The following is a 24,918-nucleotide window of genomic DNA, read 5'->3' as shown; positions in this document are numbered from 1 at the left end:
TATCAGCCAAAATGCATCACGCCAAAGCATCCGCTGTGTTACACGTGATCATCTACCGATGGTGGGTAATGTACCAGATGTTAATCAACTTATCCTTCAATATGCACAGCTAGATAAACAGCTCAGTGAGCAACAGCATATTTTGCAAGCCCCCATTCATGACAATCTATTTGTTATTGGCGCATTAGGCGCAAGAGGATTATGTAGTGCGCCAATTTGCGCAGAGCTACTTTGCAGTCAAATTTTTGCTGAACCATTGCCTTTTGACGATGATATATTGGCAAATCTCAATCCTAACCGTTTTTGGATCAGAAAATTATTACAAGGCCGGGCGGTTAAACTGGATAATTAGCTTTCTAGCAAAAAAATTTAATCTCCATTAAAGGATGTACTGCATTGCACAACGTGAGGATGCAGTACATCCATAAGCCACCTCTTTTTTTAAGATAGCTTGTAGTGACAGAGTTAACTTTTCAGCCGAAATAATTGTGAAGCCCAATTTCTGATAATAAACACCATTCCAAGCAACATCACGAAAAGTGGTTAAAGTAACATGATCACAGTTTAGTTGTTTTGCTTGCATAATAACTTTTTGCAGTAAAGCCTTACCAATTCCTTTTCTCTGCCATCGGCTATCAACAGATAATTCCCAAATATGCAAAGCTTGATCCATTACTTCAACCTCAATAAAACCAACAAGCTGCTGCTGCTCAACTGCCACCCAACAATCACCATCAACAATAAATTCTAAATGTTGGTTAACGGATTTGCCTTGTGCATCAGCAACCCAAGCAAGCGCTGGAATTTGACGGAATATGGCGGCTGCGTAACGTTCAATATTGACTAACTTTTTTGCTTCATCGGATACTGCCAAACTTACCAGCATCGTTACCCCATTTTAAAAAAGTGCAACAATACGTTGTTTTAATTTATTTGCTTTTTTGCTTATCGAGCGGCATTTTCTAACAACATCCGCCAAGTATTTAATATCAATCGTTGATCAGGGGGACTGAATTCATCCGCCTTAATTGCTTTGTCAATACTCGCTTCGACACGCTCTGAAAGCGCTTCAATATTATTTTTATTTTCAGTTTCTAATTCAGCAATGGCTAATGTCAAATGTCCACGTAAATAACCGCCATCAAAAAGTTCATCTTGACTAGCATAATCAACATTATTATCAATTTGCGTTAAAATACGTGTTTCTAATTCCGCAAGCATGGTTTCGTTCCTTTATACTAACTAAATTTTTTACAGCTCTTCGGGGCAAATGACATTTTGCTTTACCAAGGGAGGCATATTATAAAACAACTGTAGAGCTTGAATAAATCTCTCAGCTCTGGCTGGAATGCCATTTGTAAGGTAGTTCAGCACCTGCCGATAGACTTTGCGCTGAAAAGCATGCCGGTCTGGCTCAAAATTAGCGGCCAAATTATCGCAACTAACATTAAAGGGAAAGTCTGACGCCACACAAAACATCCATTCAAGTGCTTGCGGTTTGACTTCAACATTCTCAAAAGCGCTTTGTGTTTGCTCATTTCGCCCATCTGGATAATACCAATAACCAAAATCAATTTGTTGACGTCTAGTTTCTCCGGCAATACACCAGTGGGAAATTTCGTGTAAAGCACTAGCATAAAAGCCGCGAGCAAAAATAATCCGATGATACGGTATCTTATCATCTGCAGGTAGATAGATAGGTTCCTCATCTCCTTTAATTAAACGTGTGCAATACTCTTTCTCAAAACAAATACTAAAAATGTTAATTAGATGATTATAATTATGTTCTTTCATTAATATTTATATCGTACGATTAAACGCTAATTCACCACATTGAGCCAGATGACGTAAAAAATGATCAATAAGCACGATTGCCATCATCGCTGCTGCTATCGGTACCGCTCGGATACCAACACAGGGATCATGACGTCCTTTTGTAACCACTTCGACCTCATCACCTTGCCGATTAATCGTTCTACCCGGTATGCTAATACTCGAAGTTGGCTTTAAGGCTAAATGGGCAATAATCGGTTGACTACTACTTATGCCACCTAAGATGCCACCGGCATGATTACTGACAAATCCATCACGGGTTATTTCATCCCGATTTTCACTCCCTTTTAATGTAACCACCTTAAAACCAGCGCCAATTTCAACCCCTTTCACTGCATTAATACTCATCATTGCATGGGCAATATCCGCATCCAATCGATCAAAAACAGGTTCACCTAATCCAGCCGGGACATGTTCAGCAATGACGGTTACTTTAGCACCAATAGAATTACCTTCTTTTTTCAATGAACGTAATAAAGCGTCCATTGCCTCCAACTTTGTTGCATCAGGACAAAAGAAAGGATTCTGTTCAACCAAATCCCAATCCTTCAGTTCACAACAAATATCTCCCATTTGACTTAAGTAAGCCCGAACGGTTATACCTAGTTTTTGTTGTAAATATTTTTTTGCGATCGCGCCGGCAGCAACACGCATCGCCGTTTCACGTGCTGAAGATCGCCCACCACCACGATAGTCACGTAAACCATATTTTTGTTGATAGGTATAATCTGCATGCCCAGGACGAAAAATATCTTTGATCTCACTATAATCCTGCGACCGTTGATCCTGATTTTCAATCAACAAACCAATAGGTGTTCCTGTCGTTATGCCATTAAAAACACCGGATAAAATTTTAACCTGATCAAGTTCACGCCGTTGAGTTGTATAACGAGAAGTACCAGGCCGACGACGATCTAAGTCGGTTTGCAGATCTTTTTCTGATAATTCCATACCAGGCGGAACGCCATCAACAATGCAGCCTAACGCCAAACCATGCGATTCACCAAAAGTGGTAACACGAAAAAGCTGTCCAATCGAATTTCCTGCCATCCCCTTTGTTTCCTCTTTTTATCATTTATTACAATAATTAATTAATAAATTATTTTATTGTACAAAAAAATGTAATTACCCGTTAATCGATAAATAATTTAAATTTCTCTTGATGTTCAATAAGTTTTTTCTGCGTTAGCATGAATACACCATCGCCTCCCTGTTCGAACTTCAACCTAGTAAAAGGAATATCCGGATATTGCTCAATAAGGTGTAACATACTATTACCAACTTCACAAATAAGCACCCCATTGTCCGTTAGGAAACGTGAAGCATTAGCTAGAATTCTTCTGACAAGTTTTAAACCATCAGAGCCCGCTGCAAGGGCTAATTTAGGCTCTACCAGATATTCAGCTGGTAAATCAGACATATCTTCAGCATCCACATAAGGTGGATTAGTAACCATTAAATCATATTTAATCATAGGCATATTCAAAAACAAGTCTGAACGAATAGGTACTATCCGTTCAGAGAACCCATGAGCGGCAATATTTTGTTCAGCTACCGCCAATGCATCAGCAGAAATATCAACCGCATCAATTTGCGCTTGCGGAAATTGATAGGCACAGGCAATAGCAATACATCCACTACCCGTGCACATATCTAAAATAGTTACAGGTTCATAATCAATGATACCGGCAAAATGCTTATTAATCAGTTCTCCTATAGGAGAACGTGGGATCAAAACGCGTTCATCAACATAAAATTCATGTCCGCAAAACCAGGCTTTATTGGTTAAATAAGCAACAGGGATATGTTCATTAACACGGCGTAACCCCCGTTCAACGATACGATGACGTTCACTTAAAGTCAGACGAGAAACCCATAATTGTTGAGGGATATCTAAGGGCAAAAAAAGTGATGGCAAAACAAGTTGTAAAGCTTCATCCCAATAATTATCTGTTCCATGACCGTAATAAATATTTGCTGCATTAAACCGACTAATTACCCAACGCAACATATCTTGGATGGTATGTAGTTCCGCAACCGCTTCATCAACAAAAATCTTGTCCAAAACGCCTCCTAGCCAATACAAAGTTCATATATTTAATCCCAATAGTCTGCCACGAACTACTTAACAAATCAGCTTATTGTTAAGGAATTTTATAGCAATTTCATTAATTGACATTAGAATACTAACAATAGCTTATAAAGCTTGCTGCTTATAAGGAAGGTAATAGCAGGAAAATTAAGATAAACTTAACAGAATAATTGACTAACTGATTGATAGAATCACAATGAAAAATAAGTTCAAATTGAGTGCTGAGGAAATTAAACTATTTAAAGAGGCGACTACAGGGACTAAACCTTTATTACATGACATTGTTAGTCATCCACCACTACGACATAATCGAATAAAATCACAACTTGTGACAAAACGTTTGCTCCAAGAACAAGTCAATGCTAGTTATTACTTTTCAGATGAGTATCAACCGGTGCTAGAAGCGGATGGACCGATTCGATATTTACGACCCGATATTAAACCCTATGAATTAAAAAAGTTACGTCGGAATGATTATATTCCCGAACTATTTCTCAATTTACATGGCTTCTCCCAACGACAAGCTAAACAAGAAATTGGAGCTCTAATCGCTGCTTGCTATAGAGATAATATCCATTGTGCCTGTATTATGCATGGCCATGGAAAACACATTTTAAAACAACAGATTCCCCTTTGGCTTGCTCAACACCCTAATATCACTGCTTTTCATCAAGCCCCCAAAGCTTGGGGTGGTAGCGCCTCGTTGCTTATCTTGGTCGAAACTGATGAAACTCAGCGCAGATAATACGTAAAATAAAACTAGAAATGTGCCGCTAGTTTATTAACACTATGCAATATTTAAGAAGGTCCCCGTTGCCATCTATATTCACCGTGCCGCATTTCCGTATTTATCTCTACATAAGCAATCGCAGAAGTTGCAAACATAGGAGGGATTTCTTGTGGGCATAAGGCTGATACCAAATAACCGACTAATGGCAAATGAGAAATAATCAATGCTGTTCTTACACCTCCTTCCATTCGGCAAGTAATTGCAAATAATTAGCAATAGATTGCGGATCACCATCAGGAATAAGTTCAGCTAAGACTTCTTGTTCGCCTGAATAGGGCAATACTGGTTGCATTGCCTGATAAGTTTGTACTGCTCTTACATATGGACTGGTAAACACTCGGTCGAACACTGGATTCTGTTGTGCTAGCCAATTTGCCATTAATTTAGATTCTTCAATTCCTTTAAGAGTAAGTTCTCTTGCTTCATCATTTATTGTATTCATCGTTGCGTTACCATGACGCATAATAAAAACTTGCATAATCCACCATTTGAGTAAAATATTTTCACCTAACCCCCTACATAGGAGCCCTCTCATTACTCGCTAATGTTGTTGTCGGAAAATATGCAGGGCAAGGCAACCATATATTATGCACTAAAATCACAAAAAAAGGAACCGCTTTATTTTCATAAAAAACGAAAAAAAAGTTAATTTTATATTAAGTTAAATAGAAATTACGCCTAAGACCATGATATTAGTAAGGTTTAAGATGCTACTAATAATAATCAACTACTGATGGAATTTTTTATTTGATTTAACCATTTGCATTAGCCTTTCGCAAGGAACAAAATTGTTACCATATTTCTGTGCTAGTCGATGCATTATGTCAACAATGTTTGATATACCTTGTTGATCCATATATCTAAATGGTCCACCAGTAAAAGGAGGAAAACCAATTCCAAACACTGCACCAATCTCACCATCATTTACATGCCGAATAACACCTTCGTCAAGACAACGAGTATCTTCGTTCAGCATCAGCATAATACAGCGCTGAACAATTTCCTGCTCAGATAAAATTTCTTTGGGTTGAATATTAAGTAACTCATAAATGGTTGTGTCGACTTGACGCTGTTTTTTACTCCACGGCCAACTCATCTTATTTTTCTTATAAAGATAAAAACCTCTGCCATTTTTACGTCCCTTTCTATCATCTTCCAATATAATATTAAGTTCTGAAGGGACAGAAAATCGTTCGCCAAACTGTTCAACAAGCACCGGCATAATTTTAGTGCCTACATCAATACCGACTTCGTCTAACAAGTTCAATGGACCAATTGGAAAACCAAATTTAACTAAAGCATTATCTATATGCTCAATTGATTCACCAGCTAACAGACAACGTGTCGCTTCAGCAATATAGGGTGCTAGTATCAGATTAACATAAAAACCTGCACTGTCACCAACAATAATTGCAGTTTTACCCTGTTTTTTTGCCAATGTCACAGCAGTAGCAATTGTCTGATTACTCGTTTTACTATGAGGGATCACTTCAACCAATGGCATTTTATCGACTGGACTAAAGTAATGAAGTGCAATTATACGTTCTGGGTATTTTGCAAACTCTGCAATTTTATGGATAGGTAACGAAGATGTATTAGAAGCAAAAACGACTTCATTTAATGTCATTGCCTCCACTTCCTGTACCATTTTACGCTTTAATGCTAAATCTTCAAAAACTGCTTCTACGATAATTTGCGTTTTTTCAAGCCCTTTATAGTCTAATGTGCCTGAAATTAACATCATCTGTTGAGCACGCTCTTGTACAGATATGCGTTTACGTTTAACTTGCTTCGTTAAGCGCTGCCAACTTAATTTTAATGCCTGATTAAGTCCTCCATTATTAATGTCCTTCACTCGAACAGGTAATTTACCTCGAGCCGCTGTCACATAGGCAATCCCGCCTCCCATGAGGCCTCCACCTAACACACCTACCTGATGAATTGTAGCAGATTTTCCAAAACTACCCATTTCACTTTTTAGCGCACTCGAGCCAAAAAAAAGACCTCGTAAAGCGGTAGATTCTGGTGTCATTGCCAGCTCTCCAAAGACTTTTGCCTCTGCCTCAAGTCCGGCTTGCACACCTTTTTCATAGCCAATAGCAACCACTAAAATCGCTTTTTCTAGCGCAGGGTAATGACCTTTACTTTTTGAATTTGTTTTATTTTTAATTATCGCGAATAAGATATTTCTGATAATGGGTAATTCTGATAAACGCAGCATGAGAGGCAACCATGTTTTGTTTTTTCTCCCTTTATCAATCCAGTTAATTGCCGTTTGCAATAAAATTTCTGCTGGAACAATATCGTCGACTAAACCCAATGTTAGTGATTGCTGTGGCCTTAATTGACGACCAGTCAGAATCAAATCTAATCCATTAACTAAACCGATTAAACGAGGTAAACGTTGTGTTCCTCCAGAACCTGGTATTAATCCTAATTGTACCTCTGGTAAACCAAGACGCGTTTTATCTGACAGAGTACAAATTCTTACATGACAGGCAAGCGCTAACTCTAATCCGCCGCCTAAACATACCCCATCAATTGCAGCGACAATAGGTAATGGATAATTTTCAAGCAAGTTAAATAATTTTTGGCCTGTCATGGCAAGCCTTGTTGCTTCTTCTTTTGTTTTACAATTGGAAATCATCCTAATATTAGCACCAGCAAGAAAACAGCCTGGTTTATTTGAAATAATAATAATCCCTTTCAAACCCACGATTGCTTGTGCTTGCTGTAATATCATATAGAATTGATCAACAAATTCAGCTTTTAATGTATTAACTTTGTCGCCGGCAACATAAATGGAAATAACACCGATATTGTTTTGTTTGACGGAAAAATGAAACACAGGATAGCTAGTAATTGCAGGTAAGTTTTTTTCTTCATTTTTATTGGTCATAACTACTCAACCTCCAAAATCATTGCTGCACCTAAACCGCCTGCTGCACAAGCGGTCGTAAGCGCCAAACCACCGCCACGACGATGTAACTCATTAAGCGTCTGTGTCACCATACCAGCACCTGTGGCAGCAAATGGATGGCCATAAGCAATAGACCCGCCTAATACATTAAATTTTTCCATATTAATTTCACCAATCGCTTCAGATTGCCCTAATTTCTCTTGAGCAAATTTTTTGCTCGCAAACATTTTCATATTGGCTAATACTTGAGCAGAAAAAGCTTCATGCATATCAATTAAGGTAAGATCTTTTAAACTTAATCCCGCGTACTTAAGAGCTAATGGTGTTGCATAAGAAGGGCCTAATAGCATGTCCTGCCAAACATCAATAGCCGAAAAAGCATAACTACGAATATAACCTAATGGAGTTATACCTAATGCTTTCGCATTTGATGCAAACATCAACATTACTGCCGCTGCACCATCAGTCATTGGCGTGCTGTTCGCGGCGGTAACAGTACCATGTTGGAGATCAAAAGCCGGTTTTAACTTTGCATAAGAAGCAAGTGTTGAGTCTTTTCGAACATTATTGTCTTCCGATAATGACTCGAGGAACGGCGGTATATGAGCTGTCATTACTTCTTTCTGTAATACGCCGCTATCCCAAGCCTGGGCGGCTAGGATATGAGAACGATGAGCAAAAGCGTCTTGTTCTTCACGACTAATATGATAAGTTTTTGCCATCTGTTCGGCAGTATCTCCCATTCTTAAACCCGTAGAATATTCGGTTACTGCTGGTGAAACTGGCAAAAAGTCACGAAAACTTAATGTGCTTAAGAGCCTCAAACGTTGGCCAATTGATTTTGCTCTATTGAGGTCAACTAGAGTGCTTGCCATTTTTTTAGTTACACCAATAGGTAAAACTGATGATGAATCCGCTCCACCAGCAATACCGACCTTAATAGTACCCGCCTTCATACTTTCTACGATATTGGTAATAACCTGAAAACTAGTAGCACATGCTCTAGAAATACTATAAGCATCTATTGAAACAGGTAGTCCAGTGCCTAAAACAATTTCTCTAGCAATATTCGGCGCTTCAGGCATCTGAACTACTTGACCAACAACCACTTGATCAATAAGTTGAGAATCAATACCACTGCGAATAACTAATTCACGTACTACCATTTTGCCTAGATCGACAGCAGGTATATTATGATAAGCCGTTGCCTGTTTAGCAAAAGGAAGGCGTAACCCAGTAACAATTGCGATACGATCAGTATTCTTAACGTTGTAGTTCATAGCAGATCTCGCTTCCCTTTTTATAAAAAATGAAAAATGAAACTATAGTTAATCATTCCCAATACTTCACAGAGGTCTGATCTGATAATCAATTGTTATTCAAATGTAGTGAAAGAAAAATAATAAAAATTAAAAACTGAGAGTCGGCACACAAGATATGAATATTTATTTGTCACACAAGTCAAAATATTGAGAACAACTCAACGACCCAATGCCTACAAAACATCTGTAGGCATTGTTAAATTCAATTAACGCAAATTTAATTGAAAAATTAGCGTTTCAGCTTCACAACAAAAGGTAAAACTCGCTAGTAATTTAACACCCTCAACAATAGGCTGAATCTGATGTTCAATCACACAAGGCTCTGATTCAACTGACCGCGCTTTTTCTGTTAGCTGTGTTAACATTTTTTCAGCCTCTTGTTGATTTAAAAAATTTTTTTCAAAAAAAGCGATACAATTTTGATTATCTATCACTGTACCCACATCAACACAACAGCAAGCAGCAGTTTCTTCTGCATGACAACGATTCTTAGCATCCGACATAATTTTTTCCAACAATAAACATTAACAAAATATAATCATAACGCTAATTAACAAAAAAATATCAGCTACTATCTGATAATCTATAAAATATCAAGTAGTTATTTGATCTAATATCCCTATTGTTATTCTATTCCTATCACTTCGCATAATTAATGCACCAATTTTATGTTAAATAAATCACATTTTTACAAACAAATAACATATACGCAGTAAACATGCTTGTAATAAAACCAGTATTCAATTCTATACTCAGTCAACTGGTCTGATTTGCCATATTGGCATGGAGCAATACAATTCGGGCCTTTCTATTACGACTATCAATGTCGTTCTTATCATAAATATAATTTAAGGGGTTTTGGTTATGAACCAGAAAAACCTGTTCAAACATACAATCTTGGCAATGGCTGTAAGTTTTATTTCGACAAATGCCAGTGCTGCTGGCTTTCAACTAAACGAATATTCCACTTCTGCATTGGGTCGTGCTTTTTCAGGGGAAGGTGCGATTGGCGATAATGCTAGTGTTGGTAGTCGCAATCCAGCAGCGATGATGTTATTCAATAATCCAGTGCTTTCTCTTGGTGCAATTTATATTAATCCTGACGTTGATATAAAAGGAAAATCACCTGTCACTGGTAATAGTACCAGTTCAAACAATATCGCGCCTCATGCCTGGATACCCAATGCCCATTTTATTTTTCCAGTAAATGAAAAATGGGCTGTTGGCACTTCAATTACTACTAATTACGGTTTAGCCACTGAATTCAATCATAACTATAATGCTGGGACTATTGGTGGGAAAACCGATCTAACTACCCTGAACTTAAATTTAAGCGGTGCTTATCGCCTTAATGAGCATTTCAGTGCAGGTTTAGGCTTTAATGCAGTCTATGCCGATGCAAAAATTACCCGTCATATTGGGGAATTTGGCCCAATATGGGGGGGGGCTACCTAAAGCAACCACAATTGCCAAACTTAAGGGTAGTGATTGGGGATATGGCTGGAATGCCGGTATCCTGTATGAATTAGATGAGAATAATCGTTACAGCTTTACCTATCGTTCAGAAGTTAAAATAAAGTTTAATGGCGACTATAGTAATGAGCTTCCTCCATCAATGCCTGGTGGTTTAGGCGGAAATAGCGTTAACGGCAAACTGGATCTGAATCTGCCCGAAATTTGGTAAATCTCCGGCTATAATAAAGTTGCCCCTAAATGGGCAGTTCATTATAGTTTAGCCTATACCAGTTGGAGCCAGTTTAAAGAACTGAAAGCCACCGCAAAAGATGATGGACGCGTTTTATTTAATAAATATGAAGGTTTTAGAGATGTGTTCCGTATTGCTTTAGGCACCACTGACTATCATGATGATCATTGGACATTTCGTACCGGTATTGCCTTTGATGATAGCCCAGTACCCGCTAAAAATTGCTCTATCTCAATTCCCAATCAAGATCGCTTTTGGATCAGTGCCGGTACAACTTATGCCTTTAACGAAAATGCCTCAGTTGACGTAGGCATTTCCTACATGCACGGACAACATGTAAAAATCAAAGAAGAAATGCCGTCAATAGGTATGCCCCTACCGGCGTATGAATTTAAATCAAGTGGTAGCGCTTGGTTAGCAGGTGTTAACTTTAACTACAAATTCTAATTTTTTCTTAAAAATACAAAAGGATAGCAATAGCTATCCTTGCTAAAATCGATCAGTAAGAAATATTTAGTGATGATAGTTTTAAATCCAAATATCATCACTGATGCCACCATTCACTAATTAAATAATTTATCGTAAATGATAATTAGCAAACAATTATATTATTAATTGATTTTTAAATTTATAAAGATTTAAGTTAACGTGACCATAAAAATCAATAAATTATCTCACCGTTATTTTTTACTCATTAACATTTAAACTAAAATGTACCAGTCTATTACTAATCAATAGAATCCAAATCTTCTTCAATCACAGCAGCGTTAGGATTAATAGTCGGCTTCAACACCCCTCCCTGCGCCTTAAAATCTTTATTCTGAAAATATGCCTCTCTGACCATTAAATATGGATCAGAAGAGTTTTGTAGTATTCCATCAGAGTCTAAAAAAAGTGCCCGTTTTTCGATTCCCTCTAATACCCATTTTCCGGCTGACATCCAAAAAGTAAGGTAACTTAACATCGGGTAAGCCTTGTCAGCCCAGTCACCTCCATCTTCTCGTAGGGTAAAACTACCATAACCTGGCAATACCACATATGGACCGTAACCAACCTGATAATATCCCAAAGTACTACCAAAAAGATTAGATTCTTGTTTAGCAAGTTTAGGATTAGCCATTGAAGCAATATCGATCAATCCCGCCATACCAAAAACACTATTTAGGAAAAAACGATTGAAATGCTTCATTCCTTGATAAATATCACCGCGTAGAAAATTATTCACCATACTTGCAGGCTCTTCCAGGTTAGCAAAAAAATTGACTAAACCATTACGTGCAGGCATAGGAACATAATCACGCCAAGCAACGGCAACTGGCCGCACCACATAATGATCGAGAACATGATAATTAAAATCAAACATTGTTCGATTAAAACTCTCTAGCGGATCAGAGCGCTGTTGATTATCGGTCGGTGTACTAGAACAGCTTGTAATCAACCATACTGCAAAAAATACACCACATAATCGATATGTTTTAAATCTTGTTTTTCTATTCAACAAAACACCCTCACATAGATTGTCCATTCATAATTATATATCCTCATTAATTTAATCTTACTTACGTTTTGATTTAATGATACGAATTTAATCACTATTTATCTAAGCATATAATGTGCAAGCGATTATTTTTAAATAGGGGGATAGGTTAAAAAACAAATAAATAACACCAAGTTATAGCCCCAAAATATAAAAAAAACAAACAATAATAATTATTCTCAAATGATAAATACATCATAATGTAAAATAGGATAAACACATTTAATAACAATATTTATTAAATAATTCACTAAATGATAATTTATAAAATAATAATTTAACGATTTACTCTAATATAGCGCAACAGAGAATCAAACCTATTTAAACACAAATCCAGCCATCAGCAATAAAATTAAACTAATTGTATTCAACAAGGGCTTTGTTGAATAAATCGAACTTTTAGGTGATTGGCGGAGCTGATCGCTAAATTCGTTTCAACATCAGGTCCCCATGGCAAAGCAAAAGTTTAAAATTACCAACTGGCCCGCGTACAACAAGGCACTCAGACAACGCGGTTCCCTGACGGTCTGGCTTGATGAGTCGGCCATCGCTGGATGGACTGACAGTTCTTCGCCTGAAGGTCGTGGCCGGCCGCTTTACTACAGCGATATGGCTGTTACCACTGTCCTGATGATGAAGCGTGTGTTTAACCTGTCGATCCGGGCATTACAGGGCTTCGTTGATTCGATTTTTAAACTCATGTCTTAGCCGCTGTGCTGTCCGGATTACTCGCTGGTCAGCAGACTAGCAAAGAGCGTCAACATCAGCATAAAAACGCCAACGCGTGGTGAAATCTCGCATCTGGTCATCGACAGTACCGGTCTGAAGGTCTTTGGCGAAGGTGAATGGAAAGTTAGGCAGCATGGGGCTGACAGACGAAGAGTGTGGCGCAAGCTTCATCTGGCAGCAGACAGTGTGAATCATGAGATTATCTGTGCCGACTTATCGCTCAGCGGAACGACAGATGCGCAGGCACTGCCGGGCCTGATTAACCAAACCCACCGGAAAATCAGGGAAGTGTCAGCAGACGGTGCTTATCACGCCTGTTACTGCCACGATGCGTTGCTAAGAAAGAAAATCAGGCCCCTTATCCCGCCGCGAAGCGGAGCGAAATACTGGCCGGACAAGTACCATGAACGTAACCATGCGGTGGCGAATCAGCGTCTGAGCAGGAGTAATGATATGTGGAAAAAGAAAGTGGGTTATCACCGGCGTTCAGTGGCAGAAACAGCGATGTTCCGCATAAAAACTTTGCTGGGTGGCCATCTGAGGCTGCGTGACTATGAGGCTCAGGTAGGTGAAGCAATGGCGATGGTCAAAGCGCTGAACCGTATGACGTTGTTGGGTATGCCACACAGCGTCAGGATCGGATAACAGCTGTAGCAGAGGGAGCCATCCTGGCGGCTAATTCTGATTTATTCAACAAAGCCTTCACCTTCAACAAGTTGATTTTAAGAGGGATTTAATAGTAAAATAAATAGTATATCAAGGCAATTTAGACTGAAAAAATTCTATGTCCTCTTAGTTAAATGGATATAACAAGCCCCTCCTAAGGGCTAATTGTAGGTTCGATTCCTGCAGGGGACGCCATTAACAAACTGATAGCAATTTATTTTAATTAGCAGAAAGTTATTTACCTTCTCTTATACTTCTTACCGTTTATTGCAATCTCTACTCTGCGTATATTTATAGCCTAATTTACCGCTAACTTAATATCACTGAACTTGCGTTAAGCCTTCTTGGGCTTTGTTGAATAAATCGAACTTTTAGGTGATTGGCGGAGCTGATCGCTAAATTCGTTTCAACATCAGGTCCCCATGGCAAAGCAAAAGTTTAAAATTACCAACTGGCCCGCGTACAACAAGGCACTCAGACAACGCGGTTCCCTGACGGTCTGGCTTGATGAGTCGGCCATCGCTGGATGGACTGACAGTTCTTCGCCTGAAGGTCGTGGCCGGCCGCTTTACTACAGCGATATGGCTGTTACCACTGTCCTGATGATGAAGCGTGTGTTTAACCTGTCGCTCCGGGCATTACAGGGCTTCGTTTATTCGATTTTTAAACTCATGTCTTTGCCGCTGTGCTGTCCGGACTACTCGCTGGTCAGCAGACGAGCAAAGAGCGTCAACATCAGCATAAAAACGCCAACGCGTGGTGAAATCTCGCATCTGGTCATCGACAGTACCGGTCTGAAGGTCTTTGGCGAAGGTGAATGGAAAGTCAGGCAGCATGGGGCTGACAGACGAAGAGTGTGGCGCAAGCTTCATCTGGCAGCAGACAGTGTGACTCATGAGATTATCTGTGCCGACTTATCGCTCAGCGGAACGACAGATGCGCAGGCACTGCCGGGCCTGATTAACCAAACCCACCGGAAAATCAGGGAAGTGTCAGCAGACGGTGCTTATGACGCCTGTTACTGCCACGATGCGTTGCTAAGAAAGAAAATCAGGCCCCTTATCCCGCCGCGAAGCGGAGCGAAATACTGGCCGGACAAGTACCATGAACGTAACCATGCGGTGGCGAATCAGCGTCTGAGCAGGAGTAATGATATGTGGAAAAAGAAAGTGGGTTATCACCGGCGTTCAGTGGCAGAAACAGCGATGTTCCGCATAAAAACTTTGCTGGGTGGCCATCTGAGGCTGCGTGACTATGAGCCTCAGGTAGGTGAAGCAATGGCGATGGTCAAAGCGCTGAACCGTATGACGTTGTTGGGTATGCCACACAGCGTCAGGATCGGATAACAGGTGTAGGTGTAGCAGAGGGAGCCATCCTGTCGGCTAATTCTGATTTATTCAACAAAGCCATAACGCATAAGAAAACGGTAATCATAATCCGCTTGCGTATAGAAACCAGCGGCATCAGTAGTGCTTAATACGACGCAGTAATATTTATCCCATTGATAATTGGTTGCGCCGGTTAATAATGAGTGTCGCTGGCGATAAGGATAATAAAAAGCCTTTTCATCATAATATTCACTATATAGTTAAGTCGTGCGACCCAGATATCGGCAGTTTCTTCCCCTGGACGTGGGAACAGGTATTTGGTTTTGATATAACCCGCATTGGTTAAATATGCTTCAATTTGACTTGTGCTAAGTACTGGTTCAAATGCGAGCAAACTTTGTTCATCCAGTTCGGCCAGCTCAGTAAAAGCGACTAAAGCTTGGATTGTCGGGATTTCTACTAGTTTATTATCGCCACCCTCCAGGCAGTAAATTTTACTTTGTCCGGCATATTCTCGCGGTGTGTTTTCACTCAAAATACCATCAGGATTTAACAGCGATTCAAGCGAAAATCCTTCAGCTGGCACATCGCTGGCAGGTAAGGTGATTATATCTGTCCGCTGTATATCAGCAATATTTAATCGATACTGTTCTGGTGTTTTTAAATTGTGATAGCGGATTTGATTTTCGCTAATGCGTAATAGTAGTTGTTGTGGATCGTAACTTTGCTCAAAAGCACCGTCTGTCAACCAGATGGAGGGAGGAATTATACTAATGGGTCGACGTTGATAGTTGATGGCAACATTATATATTATTGCCCTATTATCATCAAACGCGAGATTAACGTTTTGGCTATAAAGCGGATCTTCAGCAATACGTTCATAATTGTAATCCCATTGCTCTAATGACATGGGGGCCATTGCTAAGCCGGTTTTGCTCGTTGTCACCGCCGGAATTTGCCTAATCTGATAGCGGTAATAGGTAACGGTGTAAGGATTTTTGGCGTCAGCGGCCTGTGATCTAAACCATAAAGTTCACTGCGCAGTGGACTGCCTTTTAATGATCGATAAGCCCAGAATCGTTGCTGTTTTATCTAAAATAAAATCACTTATTTCAAAAGCAATAAGTGATTTTGTGTATGTTAATTATTGGTTTATTGTCTACATGTAAACATTATTTGATCTATTTTTTTCATAGATACGCTGTGCTCTTTGATAACTGATATTTGCAAGTAAGGGATATTCGTCTAAGTACATGTTTTTGGCATATTCAACCCAATCAGTCTCACTTTCAAATAAACCTAAAGCGTAATATAAATACTGAATTTCTTATTCTTGAGTTTCTGGGGCTCTAGATGCAGGATTTTTGGTAAATTCTCCTTTATCGATTTCGATATCTGAGGCGCGCTCGATACGTTTTATGTAATCATCAGCAATATTTTTTGTTAATACATTAGTTTTTTTGTAAAGCATTTGTTGTCCATTTAGCTAAGTCAGAAGTTAGATTTTGTAAACAAAAAGTCTCAGAATTTATATCTCTTTCAAGATATGGTTTAAGGAAAGAATAGATGTCTTTACTCTCTCTTGTTTGGTTAACAAGATCTTTAGGAGGAAGATTAAATCCTTTAGTCGAAATTAATATTTGTTTACCTTCTGATCAAGAGCCTTCTGGTTGAAGATCAATAAAAAAGGTTGAAAGTTTACTCATTGTACTTTCAAATCTACTTCCTGTTAATGCTCTTGCGCCCCATCGTCCTTCTTCGATTAAATCAACTAAACGTTCAATAACAATGTTTAATGGTTTTTGGGAGGCTGTAGTATTTCCACTACTGGTTGAGGGTTTAGCTTCTGCATTACTATTTGTTGTTTGGTTATTTTTTTTCTTCCATGGCCAGGGCATTAGACCATGTATATCTTTGTTATTAACAGGATTATTTCTTACCATGCGATAGAGATTTAATCCATCAATGATACCTGCGGGATCTAGATTTAACCACCGCCCAACCCATGGTTGATAATAACGGAAGCCATAATAATATAGCACAGTAGCATCCCGTTCTTTGCCTGAATAACGATAGGTTTTATCATGCACTAGCCCAATGCAATACGCATAAATTTTCTTGCATAATGACTGTTCGTAGGGATTTGCGCTGTTGTGATTGATCATCTGTTGTTTGTAGATCATTAGTAATTATCTCAATTCCAGGCAAATAACAACAGGTTTCAATGTGGCTTACATTGCTAGCTAGATACTGCTGCTGTTTGACCAGGCGTATTCCCTGGCTGTCATAACAGTAGATTTCACTATCATTTTGCCCTATTTCCAGGCTAATTGGGACAACTGCAGCCAACTGATTTCGACTATTCCAGCCTAAATTTTGGCTAATTTGCAACTGAAGCTGATTGCCAGCGGCATCAAAGTAATCGTCAATTGGTAAGCTTGGAGTTGATGCAAAAAAAGAGTCAGCTAAAGCATGATTACTGGTGTCAGAAACATAAATATGCTTTGTCCACTGACTAGCACCTTGATGTTTTATGGTCGTTAAATTACCTGAAACATCATATTGATACTGGCGAGTATAAGGGGTGCTTTGATAGGCGGCGTCAGCAGGTGAGGCAAGAAAGCGTTGAGCAGCAAGGGGGAGGTTGGTTAGGGATTCTCGTCCAGTCGCTTCGATGAGCTTATAGAACGTATCATAGCGGTACTGATTTTCGGCAACGTATTTTTGATTATGATAAAAACGGGAGGCATGAGCATCATTCTGGATAAGGATAATATTACCAACCGGATCATAGGTGTAGCGTAAATCCTGAAAAGTTAAATAACCCAAAGGATGATCTGCGGGACGGTAGGTTTTTACCGTTAATAGATAACCTGTTTCAGCTTCATAGGTATAATCAGTTACTACGCCATTACCCAATATTTCCTGTCTGATTTGTCCACTAGCCGCGTAATCAGCCGATTGTAAGACAATTTTTAGAGGCTGATCTTTAATTTGCAATAAGCGTGCAATTAACTGTCCTGCGCGGTTATAACTCTGTTGTTGAATGCTACCGTCAGCATCAATTTGTTGTAGTAAACCACCTTGAGTATCATAGTCTTAGCAAGTAATAAAATTTTCTGGGGCTATTTTTTGTTGCCACTGTTGTTCTGTACCCTGCCAATCGCTTTGCTCAGAAAAATTTAGCAATAGCTGGCGTTGATGAATTTGAAGATATCCTTGAAGGGTAAAACTTTGTTGTTGTTGACAGCCGGCGGTATCATAGTGACGAATGACTTGACGCATAAATTATATGCTTGGCTTTCTGGTGTTGCTGGTGCATAAATAAAGCGTTCACGGATCTGTGATGGTTGGTTAGCGACTTGCTCATCTATAGCAAGTAACCTGCCCATAAACGGTGATTCAGCCGATTCATATAGCCAGTTACGCTGAGTATGTCTTGCATCTTGTTGATAAAAAGATCGTCCTTCAATGTCGTTTAAGGTGAATAAGTTACCACTGTCCTGGCTCTTAGTATGGATGATATTGCCTGTTAATGATGTTTGAGAAAGGAAATTTGGGATAGTAAGTCGTGGATCTTGTTGGGAAAGCAGGTTACCGATAGCGGAAAACTTTTGTTGGATCAGACGTATTTCTGGGGGATCTTCGGTCGTTGTTCGATAAAATTCTAATGTTCGAATTGCTAAGCCCCGGTTATCTTGTACTTTGATAGTGGGAGTGCCTTGATGAATTAGAGCTAGAAGAGGTAGAGATAGACATAAAACCTCCAATGTTGAAATTAAGAGTATTAATGTTACATTCATCCCTACTCACTTATAGGTATTCAGTGAGTGAGTTTGTTCAGTGTAGTGAAAAAACTTAGCGCTAAGAAGCCTATTTTTAATTCGATTTTTAGCTAAAAATAATATTTTGTATTAAATTGATTTACAAATGTTATGGAATAGATTGATTTGCGAATAATATGTTTGCTGATTATTATTGAGTGAAAAAACTTTACTATTTGAAGCCGATTAATTTTGTCATGGATTGATTCTTTGGCATTTTTGCCTATTCCTCGATGGCTTACAATCTCTTTAGATGCATTCTATTTATATTGAATATCACTTTTTATTAACGATTTCATATTAAAAACCTTTTTATGATAATCACTTTTTTTATTTTTGTTAGTTAGTATCAATAGTAATAAATTAAATAGTGAATAAAAAAGCTGAAACACAATGTGTTTCAGCTTTTTCACTAGTGAGCAAAATCCATTATTTTTGATTTTGTGTTGCCTGAATAGCAGTGAGCGCAATGGTATAAACGATATCATCAACTAGCGCGCCACGAGACAAGTCATTAACCGGTTTACGCATCCCTTGTAGCATTGGGCCGATAGAAACCAGATTAGCTGAGCGTTGTACCGCTTTATAAGTGGTGTTGCCAGTATTGAGATCAGGGAAAATAAACACCGTGGCTTGACCGGCTACCGGTGAATTTGGTGCTTTAGATTTAGCCACATCGGCCATAATGGCGGCATCATATTGTAGTGGACCGTCGATCACCAGATCTGGCCGTTTTGCTTGCGCCAAACTGGTTGCTTCACGGACCTTGTCTACGTCACTACCGGCACCGGAGTTACCGGTAGAGTAAGAGATCATCGCCACACGCGGTTCAATACCAAATGCTTTGGCAGAATCGGCTGACTGAATGGCAATTTCCGATAATTGTTCGGCCGTTGGGTCTGGATTTATCGCGCAGTCGCCATAAACTAATACTTGCTCAGGTAACAGCATAAAGAATATCGAGGAGACGATTGAACTACCTGGCGCAGTTTTGATTAGTTGCAACGGTGGGCGAATAGTATTGGCGGTGGTATGAACCGCGCCGGAAACTAAACCATCAACCTCATTTTTTTCCAGCATCATGGTGCCTAACACCACATTATCTTCTAACTGTTCGCGCGCAACAATTTCAGTCATGCCTTTATTTTTACGCAGCTCAACCAAGCGCTCAACATAATTTTTCCGTACTGATTTAGACGCCACAATTTCGATCCCCGCACCTAATTCAATTCCTTGCGCTGCGGCAACCCGTTTTATTTCATCAGGTTCACCTAGCAGAATACAGGTAGCAATACCTCTTTCAGCGCAAATAGCCGCTGCTTTTACCGTACGGGGTTCATTACCTTCCGGTAGCACGATACGTTTATTAGCTTTACGTGCGAGCTCGGTTAATTGATAACGGAAAGCCGGCGGTGATAGCCGTTTGGGTCGTTCATAATCAGCAGTCAGTGAATTTATCCATTTTTGGTTGATATGCAAAGCAACATAATTTTGTATTTTTTCAATCAGCTCATGATCATCCGCATGCACTTCTAAGCTGAAACTTTGTAGACTTAATGAAGTTTGCCAGGTATTGGTATCTACCATAAGCACCGGTAAGCCCGTTTCGAAAGCACGGTGACAGAGATCGTGTATCGGCTTAGCAATAGGGTAACCGCCAGTTAACAGTAACGCGCCAATTTCGATACCATTCATGGCAGCTAGACAGGCAGATACGATAACATCTGGGCGATCAGGAGAGGTCACCAGCAATGTGCCGGGACGAAACAGCTCGACCATATTGGGCACACTGCGGGCACAGAAAATAACCGATTTTATGCGCCTGGTTTGTAATGCGCCTTCATTGATAATAGCGGCATTCAGATGATTCGCAATATCGATACCACGGGTGGCTATCAGATCAAAATTCCACGGAATACAACCCAAAATTGGTAGCTGACAATTGTCAGCTAACGTTTTACTGTCAATTTTTGCGATTGTAGCTTTAGTTGATTCATCAAATATTTCTGATAAATCGGGACGGGTACGGCCATGCTCATCAACTGGTGCATTGAGTTTATTGATAATTACTCCAGTGATATTTTTATTTTGTCCACCACCAAACGCTGCGCGGGCTAACTCAATGCGCTCTTTTAACTGTTCTGGTGTATTGTTACCCAGTGCGGTGACAAAAATAACGTCAGCCCCCAGTGTGTTAGCGATATCGTAATTCAACGATTGGGCAAAAGGGTGCTTACGGGTAGGCATTAAACCTTCTATCAGAATAACTTCAGCCTGCTGCGTATTGTCATGGTATCGCGCAACAATCTCCTCCATTAAAACATCTTTTTGATCATTAGCCAGTAGGGATTCAACATAACTCATTTTTAGTGGTTCAGCGACCTGAACACTAGAGTGGGAGCGTAATACTTCAGTTGTCTGATCTTTATTACCAAAACGGGGTTGAGCAATGGGTTTAAAAACCGTTAGACTAACCCCTTTTTGCTCCATTGAACGAACGACCCCTAAACTGATGCTGGTTAAGCCAACACTAATGTCAGTCGGTATTAACATTATTGTACGGGACACAAGTACCTCTTTAACAATTGCAAGATGTTTAACTCAGAACTGCCAATCAGTAGACTGACAGTTTCTAATCTATTTATGCCGTTAGACGGCTCGCGTCCTGTGCAATAACTAACTCTTCATTTGTTGGAATAACCAGAGCAGGAATGCTATTGTCAGTTGTGATCTTGCCTGATTTGCCAAAACGGGCGGCTAAGTTGCGCTCGTGATCATATTTAATACCAATTAAAGATAGCTTCTTAAGGGTTAATTCACGTACTAAAGCTGAATTTTCGCCAATGCCACCCGTGAAGATAATAGCGTCTAGGCGCCCTTCCATTAATGCACAATAAGCGGCGATATATTTGGCTAAACGATGACAATAGACATCCATCGCTCGTTTTGCATCTGCTTTAGTGTCATAATTGTCTTCGACATAACGACAATCGTTGGTAACTTCTGTTAATCCAAGTATGCCAGCCTCTTTGGTTAATAATGTATTGATCTGATCAACACTCATACCCAAGGCGTCGTGAAGGTGGAACACAATAGCTGGATCGATATCACCACTGCGGGTTCCCATTACTACGCCTTCTAGCGGTGTGAGACCCATTGAAGTATCCACAGATTGACCATTAACGACCGCGGTAACTGATCCACCATTGCCTAAATGACAGGTGATCACATTCAGTTTATCGATCGATTTATTCAATTCTTTGGCAGCTTGCTGGGAAACATAGTAATGACTGGTACCGTGCGCACCGTAACGACGAATACCATGCTCTTTGTAAAGATTATAAGGTATAGCATATAAATAAGCTTCAACCGGCATGGTTTGATGGAAGGCGGTGTCAAATACAGCGACATGCTTGTCATTTAAATGTGGAAATGCTTTTTTAGCTTCTTCAAGTCCAATAAGACCAGCAGGATTATGTAATGGTGCAAATGGAATAGAGGCTTTAATGCCTTCAACGACTTCATCATTGATAATAACCGATTTGGTAAATTTTTCACCACCATGAACAATACGATGGGCAATAGCCGAAATGGCTTGCGCTAATTCTGGTTTTACGGTGAGAATTTGATTGACAATGAAAGCCATCGCTTCACTGTGAGCAGCGCCTGAACCTAAAGCAGCTTCGTTTTTAGTGCCATCTATTTTCCACTTAATACGGGCTTCTGGTAGATGAAAACATTCTGCTAAACCAGATAGTTGTTCTTCGCCGTTAATCGGATCAATGATAGCAAATTTAAGGGAAGAGCTACCGCAGTTGAGGACAAGTACCAGCTTACTTGACATGGAATTACCTACTATATCGTTATCATGGAGTCTTCTTTGTCAGATTAACCAGGAAGACTAGGGTTAATAAACATCAATCCAATAGAATGCTAGTAGCCTAGCTTATCCCTGGGATCATACTGAATGATTAATATCATATTTATGCAATATTATGATATTTTCACTGTATTTATTGACTAAATAACTATGTTTGCAATGTTAGTATTAAAGATGCAATATAATATTAACATTATGGATTGAAAACATAGTAATAGACCAAATATAAACTTTATATGATATAAGTTTTTTATATAGATTATAGAAGTCGTGACCTTAGGCAACCAAAGTTGCCCTATAAATTCTACTAAAAAGATTTTATGCTTTATACATTTTTTTTAAATTTTGCATGAGAAATTGATTGAAGTCATGTGAGGTATTGATGAATACGACACCAGAAACGACCCCAGGTTTCTTACAAAAGTTGAAACTAGGCCGGCAATATGCCAAGACATTTCCGTTAGAAAAATGTTTGATGCCTATTTTTCCTGAACATCGGGTGATCACAGTTAGTCGCTTTGCGATTCGTTATATGCCTGCTGTTGCTGTTTTTACCCTTACCTGGCAGATTGCATTAGGTGGTCAGCTGGGACCGGCTGTGGCGACAGGGCTTTTTGCCTGTAGCTTACATTTGCAGGGATTATGGTGGTTAGGTAAGCGTTCAGTTACGCCACTACCGTCGGCATTACTAACTTGGTTTTATGAAATTAGTGAAAAATTTAATCAAGCTGGAATTGCCATCACACCCGTCAAAGGAACACCGACTTATCAGGCATTAGCTGAATTGTTCAAACGTGCTTTTAAACAATTAGATCGCTCTTTTATTGATGGTATTTAACATAATTTGAATAGTTATGGGGTTAGCTAGTCAGAAATAGAGATAATAGGCATTACAAAATAGATTATTAATGGTTAAAGTTTGAAAAGCCTTTTTAGATCAATAAAAGGTAAGTTATTACTATAAAAAGAAGGGCGGTAATGAGATGATTTAGCAAATTTCCAAGTATAGGAGAACCATAATAGAAATGAATAATGCACAACGCTTAATTCTGTCTAACCAGTATAAAATTCTTATCAAGCTTGATCCGGATAATGCCAAACATTATCAACGCTGTCAAACTATCATTGAAAATGGTTTTGGCTTGCAAATAAAAGAGTTAGAGAAAAATTTTACTGAGTTGTCAGAAGAAAATTGCCAGACTATCATTGATATTATGGAAATGTATCATGCCTTACAAGTTTCCTGGGAAAATTTGTCGTCTAAAACCGATATTACGGACAGAAGAGTTATCTTTTTATGCTTTGATGCTGTTACGGAAGCACATTATCTCAATTATGTTCGTTTTTTGATTAATAATGAGGGTTGCTACCGTCATTTTGTCAGTGGTAGTGATGATTTTAATGCTCAGACACCTATGTGGGATAAATATCTAAGAATGTTAATATGTTTGGACATCTTGTCCGCGTCAGTATCATCTTTGTGCAGTAGAAATTAATCAAATCATTAATGCATGACTTATCTAAGGAGTATCAATGGTATTAAAATGTAAGGGATTTTTATTTGATTTGGATGGCACGCTGGTTGATTCGTTACCTAATGTTGAACATTGCTGGCGAGAATTTAGCCGTCGAATTGGTGTATCAGAAAGCGATGTGTTGCACTATATTCATGGCAAACCGGCAATCAGTTCTATCCGTCATTTTATGCCAAAGGCCTCACACTGAAATTGATGAAATTTTTTATTGGCTGGAAAACCTAGAAGCAGCCAATACTTCGGGTATTGTAGCACTACCTGGTGCAATTGCTTTATTAGAACAACTCAATACATTTGCTATTCCATGGGGAATAGTGACTTCTGGCACAGTGCCAATTGCTTTTAATCGTAGTAAAGCGGCAGGTTTGCCGGAACCGAAACACTGGGTCACGATTGAACGAGTTGAACACGGTAAACCGCAGCCAGATCCTTTTTTGCTTGGTGCACAACTACTAAATTTACCGCCTGAAGCCTGTATTGCGGTTGAAGATGCGCAGGCAGGGATCTATTCTGCTTTAGATGCGGGGGTTGCCAGGTTATCGCTGTTCATGCGCCAGCAGATATGCCACTGCGAGAAGAAATTTCATTAATTATCAAATCATTTACTGAATTAAATATTTCAAAACCAGATAACCAAGGTATTGTTACGGTGACTCAGCGATAAAAATATGTCACTTTCATAAATTAGGCCGGCAAATTTACGCTACTTATGGCAAATGAGCCCTATGAATAGATGAATAGACTTAATTTGAGGTCA

The 24,918-nt window shown here is 39.3% G+C and carries 18 protein-coding genes, 1 tRNA gene and 7 pseudogenes; 9 read left to right on the top strand and 17 right to left on the bottom strand.

The features are described from left to right. Nucleotides 1-58: 58 nt before the first annotated feature. Nucleotides 59-352, top strand: a complete 294-nt coding sequence (locus E3U36_RS12720; protein WP_238337430.1) for a hypothetical protein — start codon at nucleotides 59-61, stop codon at nucleotides 350-352. 27 nt (nucleotides 353-379) lie between these two features. On the opposite strand, the gene E3U36_RS08295 is transcribed toward E3U36_RS12720, so the two are convergent. The 5 genes from E3U36_RS08295 to prmB all read right to left on the bottom strand — a co-directional run bounded on the left by E3U36_RS08295 (nucleotide 380) and on the right by prmB (nucleotide 3,898). Further along, nucleotides 380-874 carry a GNAT family N-acetyltransferase gene (locus E3U36_RS08295; protein WP_180816213.1) on the bottom strand — a complete coding sequence of 165 codons (495 nt, stop codon included), beginning with the start codon at nucleotides 872-874 and terminating at the stop codon, nucleotides 380-382. 71 nt (nucleotides 875-945) lie between these two features. Continuing rightward, nucleotides 946-1,221, bottom strand: a complete 276-nt coding sequence (locus E3U36_RS08290) for a YfcL family protein (RefSeq protein ID WP_180816212.1) — start codon at nucleotides 1,219-1,221, stop codon at nucleotides 946-948. Nucleotides 1,222-1,251: 30 nt separating this feature from the next. Further along, on the bottom strand, nucleotides 1,252-1,794 hold the full coding sequence (locus tag E3U36_RS08285) for an elongation factor P hydroxylase (RefSeq protein WP_180816211.1): 543 nt from the start codon (nucleotides 1,792-1,794) through the stop codon (nucleotides 1,252-1,254). A 6-nt stretch (nucleotides 1,795-1,800) separates the two neighbouring features. Next, on the bottom strand, nucleotides 1,801-2,883 hold the full coding sequence (gene aroC / locus E3U36_RS08280; RefSeq protein WP_180816210.1) for a chorismate synthase: 1,083 nt from the start codon (nucleotides 2,881-2,883) through the stop codon (nucleotides 1,801-1,803). A gap of 82 nt (nucleotides 2,884-2,965) precedes the next feature. After that, nucleotides 2,966-3,898: a 50S ribosomal protein L3 N(5)-glutamine methyltransferase gene (gene prmB / locus E3U36_RS08275; protein WP_180816209.1), complete on the bottom strand. Its 933-nt coding sequence runs from the start codon at nucleotides 3,896-3,898 to the stop codon at nucleotides 2,966-2,968. A gap of 223 nt (nucleotides 3,899-4,121) precedes the next feature. Between prmB and smrB the strand changes: the two genes are divergently transcribed. Next, nucleotides 4,122-4,670, top strand: coding sequence for an endonuclease SmrB (gene smrB, locus E3U36_RS08270; protein ID WP_180816208.1), 549 nt, complete (start codon nucleotides 4,122-4,124; stop codon nucleotides 4,668-4,670). Nucleotides 4,671-4,723: 53 nt separating this feature from the next. Here smrB and sixA read toward each other — a convergent pair. From sixA to E3U36_RS08250, 4 genes and pseudogenes are all read right to left on the bottom strand, one after another. Then, nucleotides 4,724-5,193, bottom strand: a pseudogene (gene sixA / locus E3U36_RS08265) (phosphohistidine phosphatase SixA). Between the two features lie 249 nt (nucleotides 5,194-5,442). Continuing rightward, nucleotides 5,443-7,614, bottom strand: coding sequence for a fatty acid oxidation complex subunit alpha FadJ (gene fadJ, locus E3U36_RS08260; protein WP_180816207.1), 2,172 nt, complete (start codon nucleotides 7,612-7,614; stop codon nucleotides 5,443-5,445). A 2-nt stretch (nucleotides 7,615-7,616) separates the two neighbouring features. Beyond that, nucleotides 7,617-8,915 (bottom strand): acetyl-CoA C-acyltransferase FadI, encoded by a 1,299-nt coding sequence (gene fadI, locus E3U36_RS08255; RefSeq protein WP_180816206.1) that lies wholly within the window; start codon nucleotides 8,913-8,915, stop codon nucleotides 7,617-7,619. 248 nt (nucleotides 8,916-9,163) lie between these two features. Then, nucleotides 9,164-9,460, bottom strand: coding sequence for a YfcZ/YiiS family protein (locus E3U36_RS08250; RefSeq protein ID WP_180816205.1), 297 nt, complete (start codon nucleotides 9,458-9,460; stop codon nucleotides 9,164-9,166). Nucleotides 9,461-9,821: 361 nt separating this feature from the next. Between E3U36_RS08250 and fadL the strand changes: the two are divergent. Then, a pseudogene (gene fadL / locus E3U36_RS08245) lies at nucleotides 9,822-11,109 on the top strand (long-chain fatty acid transporter FadL). Nucleotides 11,110-11,389: 280 nt separating this feature from the next. Here fadL and mlaA read toward each other — a convergent pair. After that, nucleotides 11,390-12,160 carry a phospholipid-binding lipoprotein MlaA gene (gene mlaA, locus E3U36_RS08240; RefSeq protein WP_238337429.1) on the bottom strand — a complete coding sequence of 257 codons (771 nt, stop codon included), beginning with the start codon at nucleotides 12,158-12,160 and terminating at the stop codon, nucleotides 11,390-11,392. Between the two features lie 489 nt (nucleotides 12,161-12,649). Here mlaA and E3U36_RS08235 point away from each other — a divergent pair. From E3U36_RS08235 to E3U36_RS08225, 3 genes and pseudogenes are all read left to right on the top strand, one after another. Beyond that, nucleotides 12,650-13,573: pseudogene (locus E3U36_RS08235) on the top strand (IS5 family transposase). Nucleotides 13,574-13,714: 141 nt separating this feature from the next. Continuing rightward, nucleotides 13,715-13,789: transfer RNA gene (locus E3U36_RS08230), tRNA-Arg, on the top strand. 227 nt (nucleotides 13,790-14,016) lie between these two features. Continuing rightward, nucleotides 14,017-14,940, top strand: coding sequence for an IS5 family transposase (locus tag E3U36_RS08225; RefSeq protein ID WP_180816203.1), 924 nt, complete (start codon nucleotides 14,017-14,019; stop codon nucleotides 14,938-14,940). 175 nt (nucleotides 14,941-15,115) lie between these two features. Here the strand turns inward: E3U36_RS08225 and E3U36_RS08220 are convergent. The 7 genes and pseudogenes from E3U36_RS08220 to E3U36_RS08180 form a co-directional block, all read right to left on the bottom strand. Further along, nucleotides 15,116-15,916, bottom strand: a pseudogene (locus E3U36_RS08220) (toxin TcdB middle/C-terminal domain-containing protein); the annotation flags it as partial. 333 nt (nucleotides 15,917-16,249) lie between these two features. After that, on the bottom strand, nucleotides 16,250-16,393 hold the full coding sequence (locus E3U36_RS08210; RefSeq protein ID WP_180816202.1) for a hypothetical protein: 144 nt from the start codon (nucleotides 16,391-16,393) through the stop codon (nucleotides 16,250-16,252). Between the two features lie 400 nt (nucleotides 16,394-16,793). Continuing rightward, nucleotides 16,794-17,003, bottom strand: a pseudogene (locus tag E3U36_RS13485) (RHS repeat-associated core domain-containing protein); the annotation flags it as partial. A 1-nt stretch (nucleotide 17,004) separates the two neighbouring features. Beyond that, a complete protein-coding gene (locus tag E3U36_RS08200; protein ID WP_180816201.1) occupies nucleotides 17,005-17,922 on the bottom strand; it encodes an RHS repeat protein in 918 nt (305 codons plus the stop codon). Between the two features lie 182 nt (nucleotides 17,923-18,104). Then, nucleotides 18,105-18,725, bottom strand: coding sequence for a hypothetical protein (locus tag E3U36_RS08190; RefSeq protein WP_180816200.1), 621 nt, complete (start codon nucleotides 18,723-18,725; stop codon nucleotides 18,105-18,107). 450 nt (nucleotides 18,726-19,175) lie between these two features. Then, nucleotides 19,176-21,314: a phosphate acetyltransferase gene (gene pta, locus E3U36_RS08185; protein WP_180816199.1), complete on the bottom strand. Its 2,139-nt coding sequence runs from the start codon at nucleotides 21,312-21,314 to the stop codon at nucleotides 19,176-19,178. 73 nt (nucleotides 21,315-21,387) lie between these two features. Further along, nucleotides 21,388-22,590, bottom strand: a complete 1,203-nt coding sequence (locus E3U36_RS08180) for an acetate kinase (RefSeq protein ID WP_180816198.1) — start codon at nucleotides 22,588-22,590, stop codon at nucleotides 21,388-21,390. A 418-nt stretch (nucleotides 22,591-23,008) separates the two neighbouring features. Here E3U36_RS08180 and yfbV point away from each other — a divergent pair, with 418 nt between their 5' ends. From yfbV to E3U36_RS08165, 3 genes and pseudogenes are all read left to right on the top strand, one after another. Further along, nucleotides 23,009-23,464 (top strand): terminus macrodomain insulation protein YfbV, encoded by a 456-nt coding sequence (yfbV, locus tag E3U36_RS08175; protein WP_180817590.1) that lies wholly within the window; start codon nucleotides 23,009-23,011, stop codon nucleotides 23,462-23,464. 181 nt (nucleotides 23,465-23,645) lie between these two features. Further along, nucleotides 23,646-24,141 (top strand): annotated as a pseudogene (locus E3U36_RS08170) (YfbU family protein). Between the two features lie 18 nt (nucleotides 24,142-24,159). Then, nucleotides 24,160-24,825, top strand: a pseudogene (locus E3U36_RS08165) (sugar phosphatase). Nucleotides 24,826-24,918: the final 93 nt, after the last annotated feature.

It is taken from the genome of Arsenophonus endosymbiont of Aphis craccivora, from assembly GCF_013460135.1.
GTDB lineage: Bacteria > Pseudomonadota > Gammaproteobacteria > Enterobacterales > Enterobacteriaceae > Arsenophonus > Arsenophonus nilaparvatae.
This window is presented reverse-complemented; position numbering and strand designations above follow the sequence as displayed.

What these genes read in the sequence shown, in the direction of transcription:
- E3U36_RS12720 (WP_238337430.1), top strand. Translation starts at nt 59, where the DNA reads ATGGTGGGTAATGTACCAGATGTTAATCAACTTATCCTTCAATATGCA.
- E3U36_RS08290 (WP_180816212.1), bottom strand. Translation starts at nt 1,221, where the DNA reads ATGCTTGCGGAATTAGAAACACGTATTTTAACGCAAATTGATAATAAT.
- E3U36_RS08285 (WP_180816211.1), bottom strand. Translation starts at nt 1,794, where the DNA reads ATGAAAGAACATAATTATAATCATCTAATTAACATTTTTAGTATTTGT.
- aroC (WP_180816210.1), bottom strand. Translation starts at nt 2,883, where the DNA reads ATGGCAGGAAATTCGATTGGACAGCTTTTTCGTGTTACCACTTTTGGT.
- smrB (WP_180816208.1), top strand. Translation starts at nt 4,122, where the DNA reads ATGAAAAATAAGTTCAAATTGAGTGCTGAGGAAATTAAACTATTTAAA.
- fadJ (WP_180816207.1), bottom strand. Translation starts at nt 7,614, where the DNA reads ATGACCAATAAAAATGAAGAAAAAAACTTACCTGCAATTACTAGCTAT.
- fadI (WP_180816206.1), bottom strand. Translation starts at nt 8,915, where the DNA reads ATGAACTACAACGTTAAGAATACTGATCGTATCGCAATTGTTACTGGG.
- E3U36_RS08250 (WP_180816205.1), bottom strand. Translation starts at nt 9,460, where the DNA reads ATGTCGGATGCTAAGAATCGTTGTCATGCAGAAGAAACTGCTGCTTGC.
- E3U36_RS08225 (WP_180816203.1), top strand. Translation starts at nt 14,017, where the DNA reads ATGGCAAAGCAAAAGTTTAAAATTACCAACTGGCCCGCGTACAACAAG.
- E3U36_RS08210 (WP_180816202.1), bottom strand. Translation starts at nt 16,393, where the DNA reads ATGCTTTACAAAAAAACTAATGTATTAACAAAAAATATTGCTGATGAT.
- E3U36_RS08190 (WP_180816200.1), bottom strand. Translation starts at nt 18,725, where the DNA reads ATGAATGTAACATTAATACTCTTAATTTCAACATTGGAGGTTTTATGT.
- E3U36_RS08180 (WP_180816198.1), bottom strand. Translation starts at nt 22,590, where the DNA reads ATGTCAAGTAAGCTGGTACTTGTCCTCAACTGCGGTAGCTCTTCCCTT.
- yfbV (WP_180817590.1), top strand. Translation starts at nt 23,009, where the DNA reads ATGAATACGACACCAGAAACGACCCCAGGTTTCTTACAAAAGTTGAAA.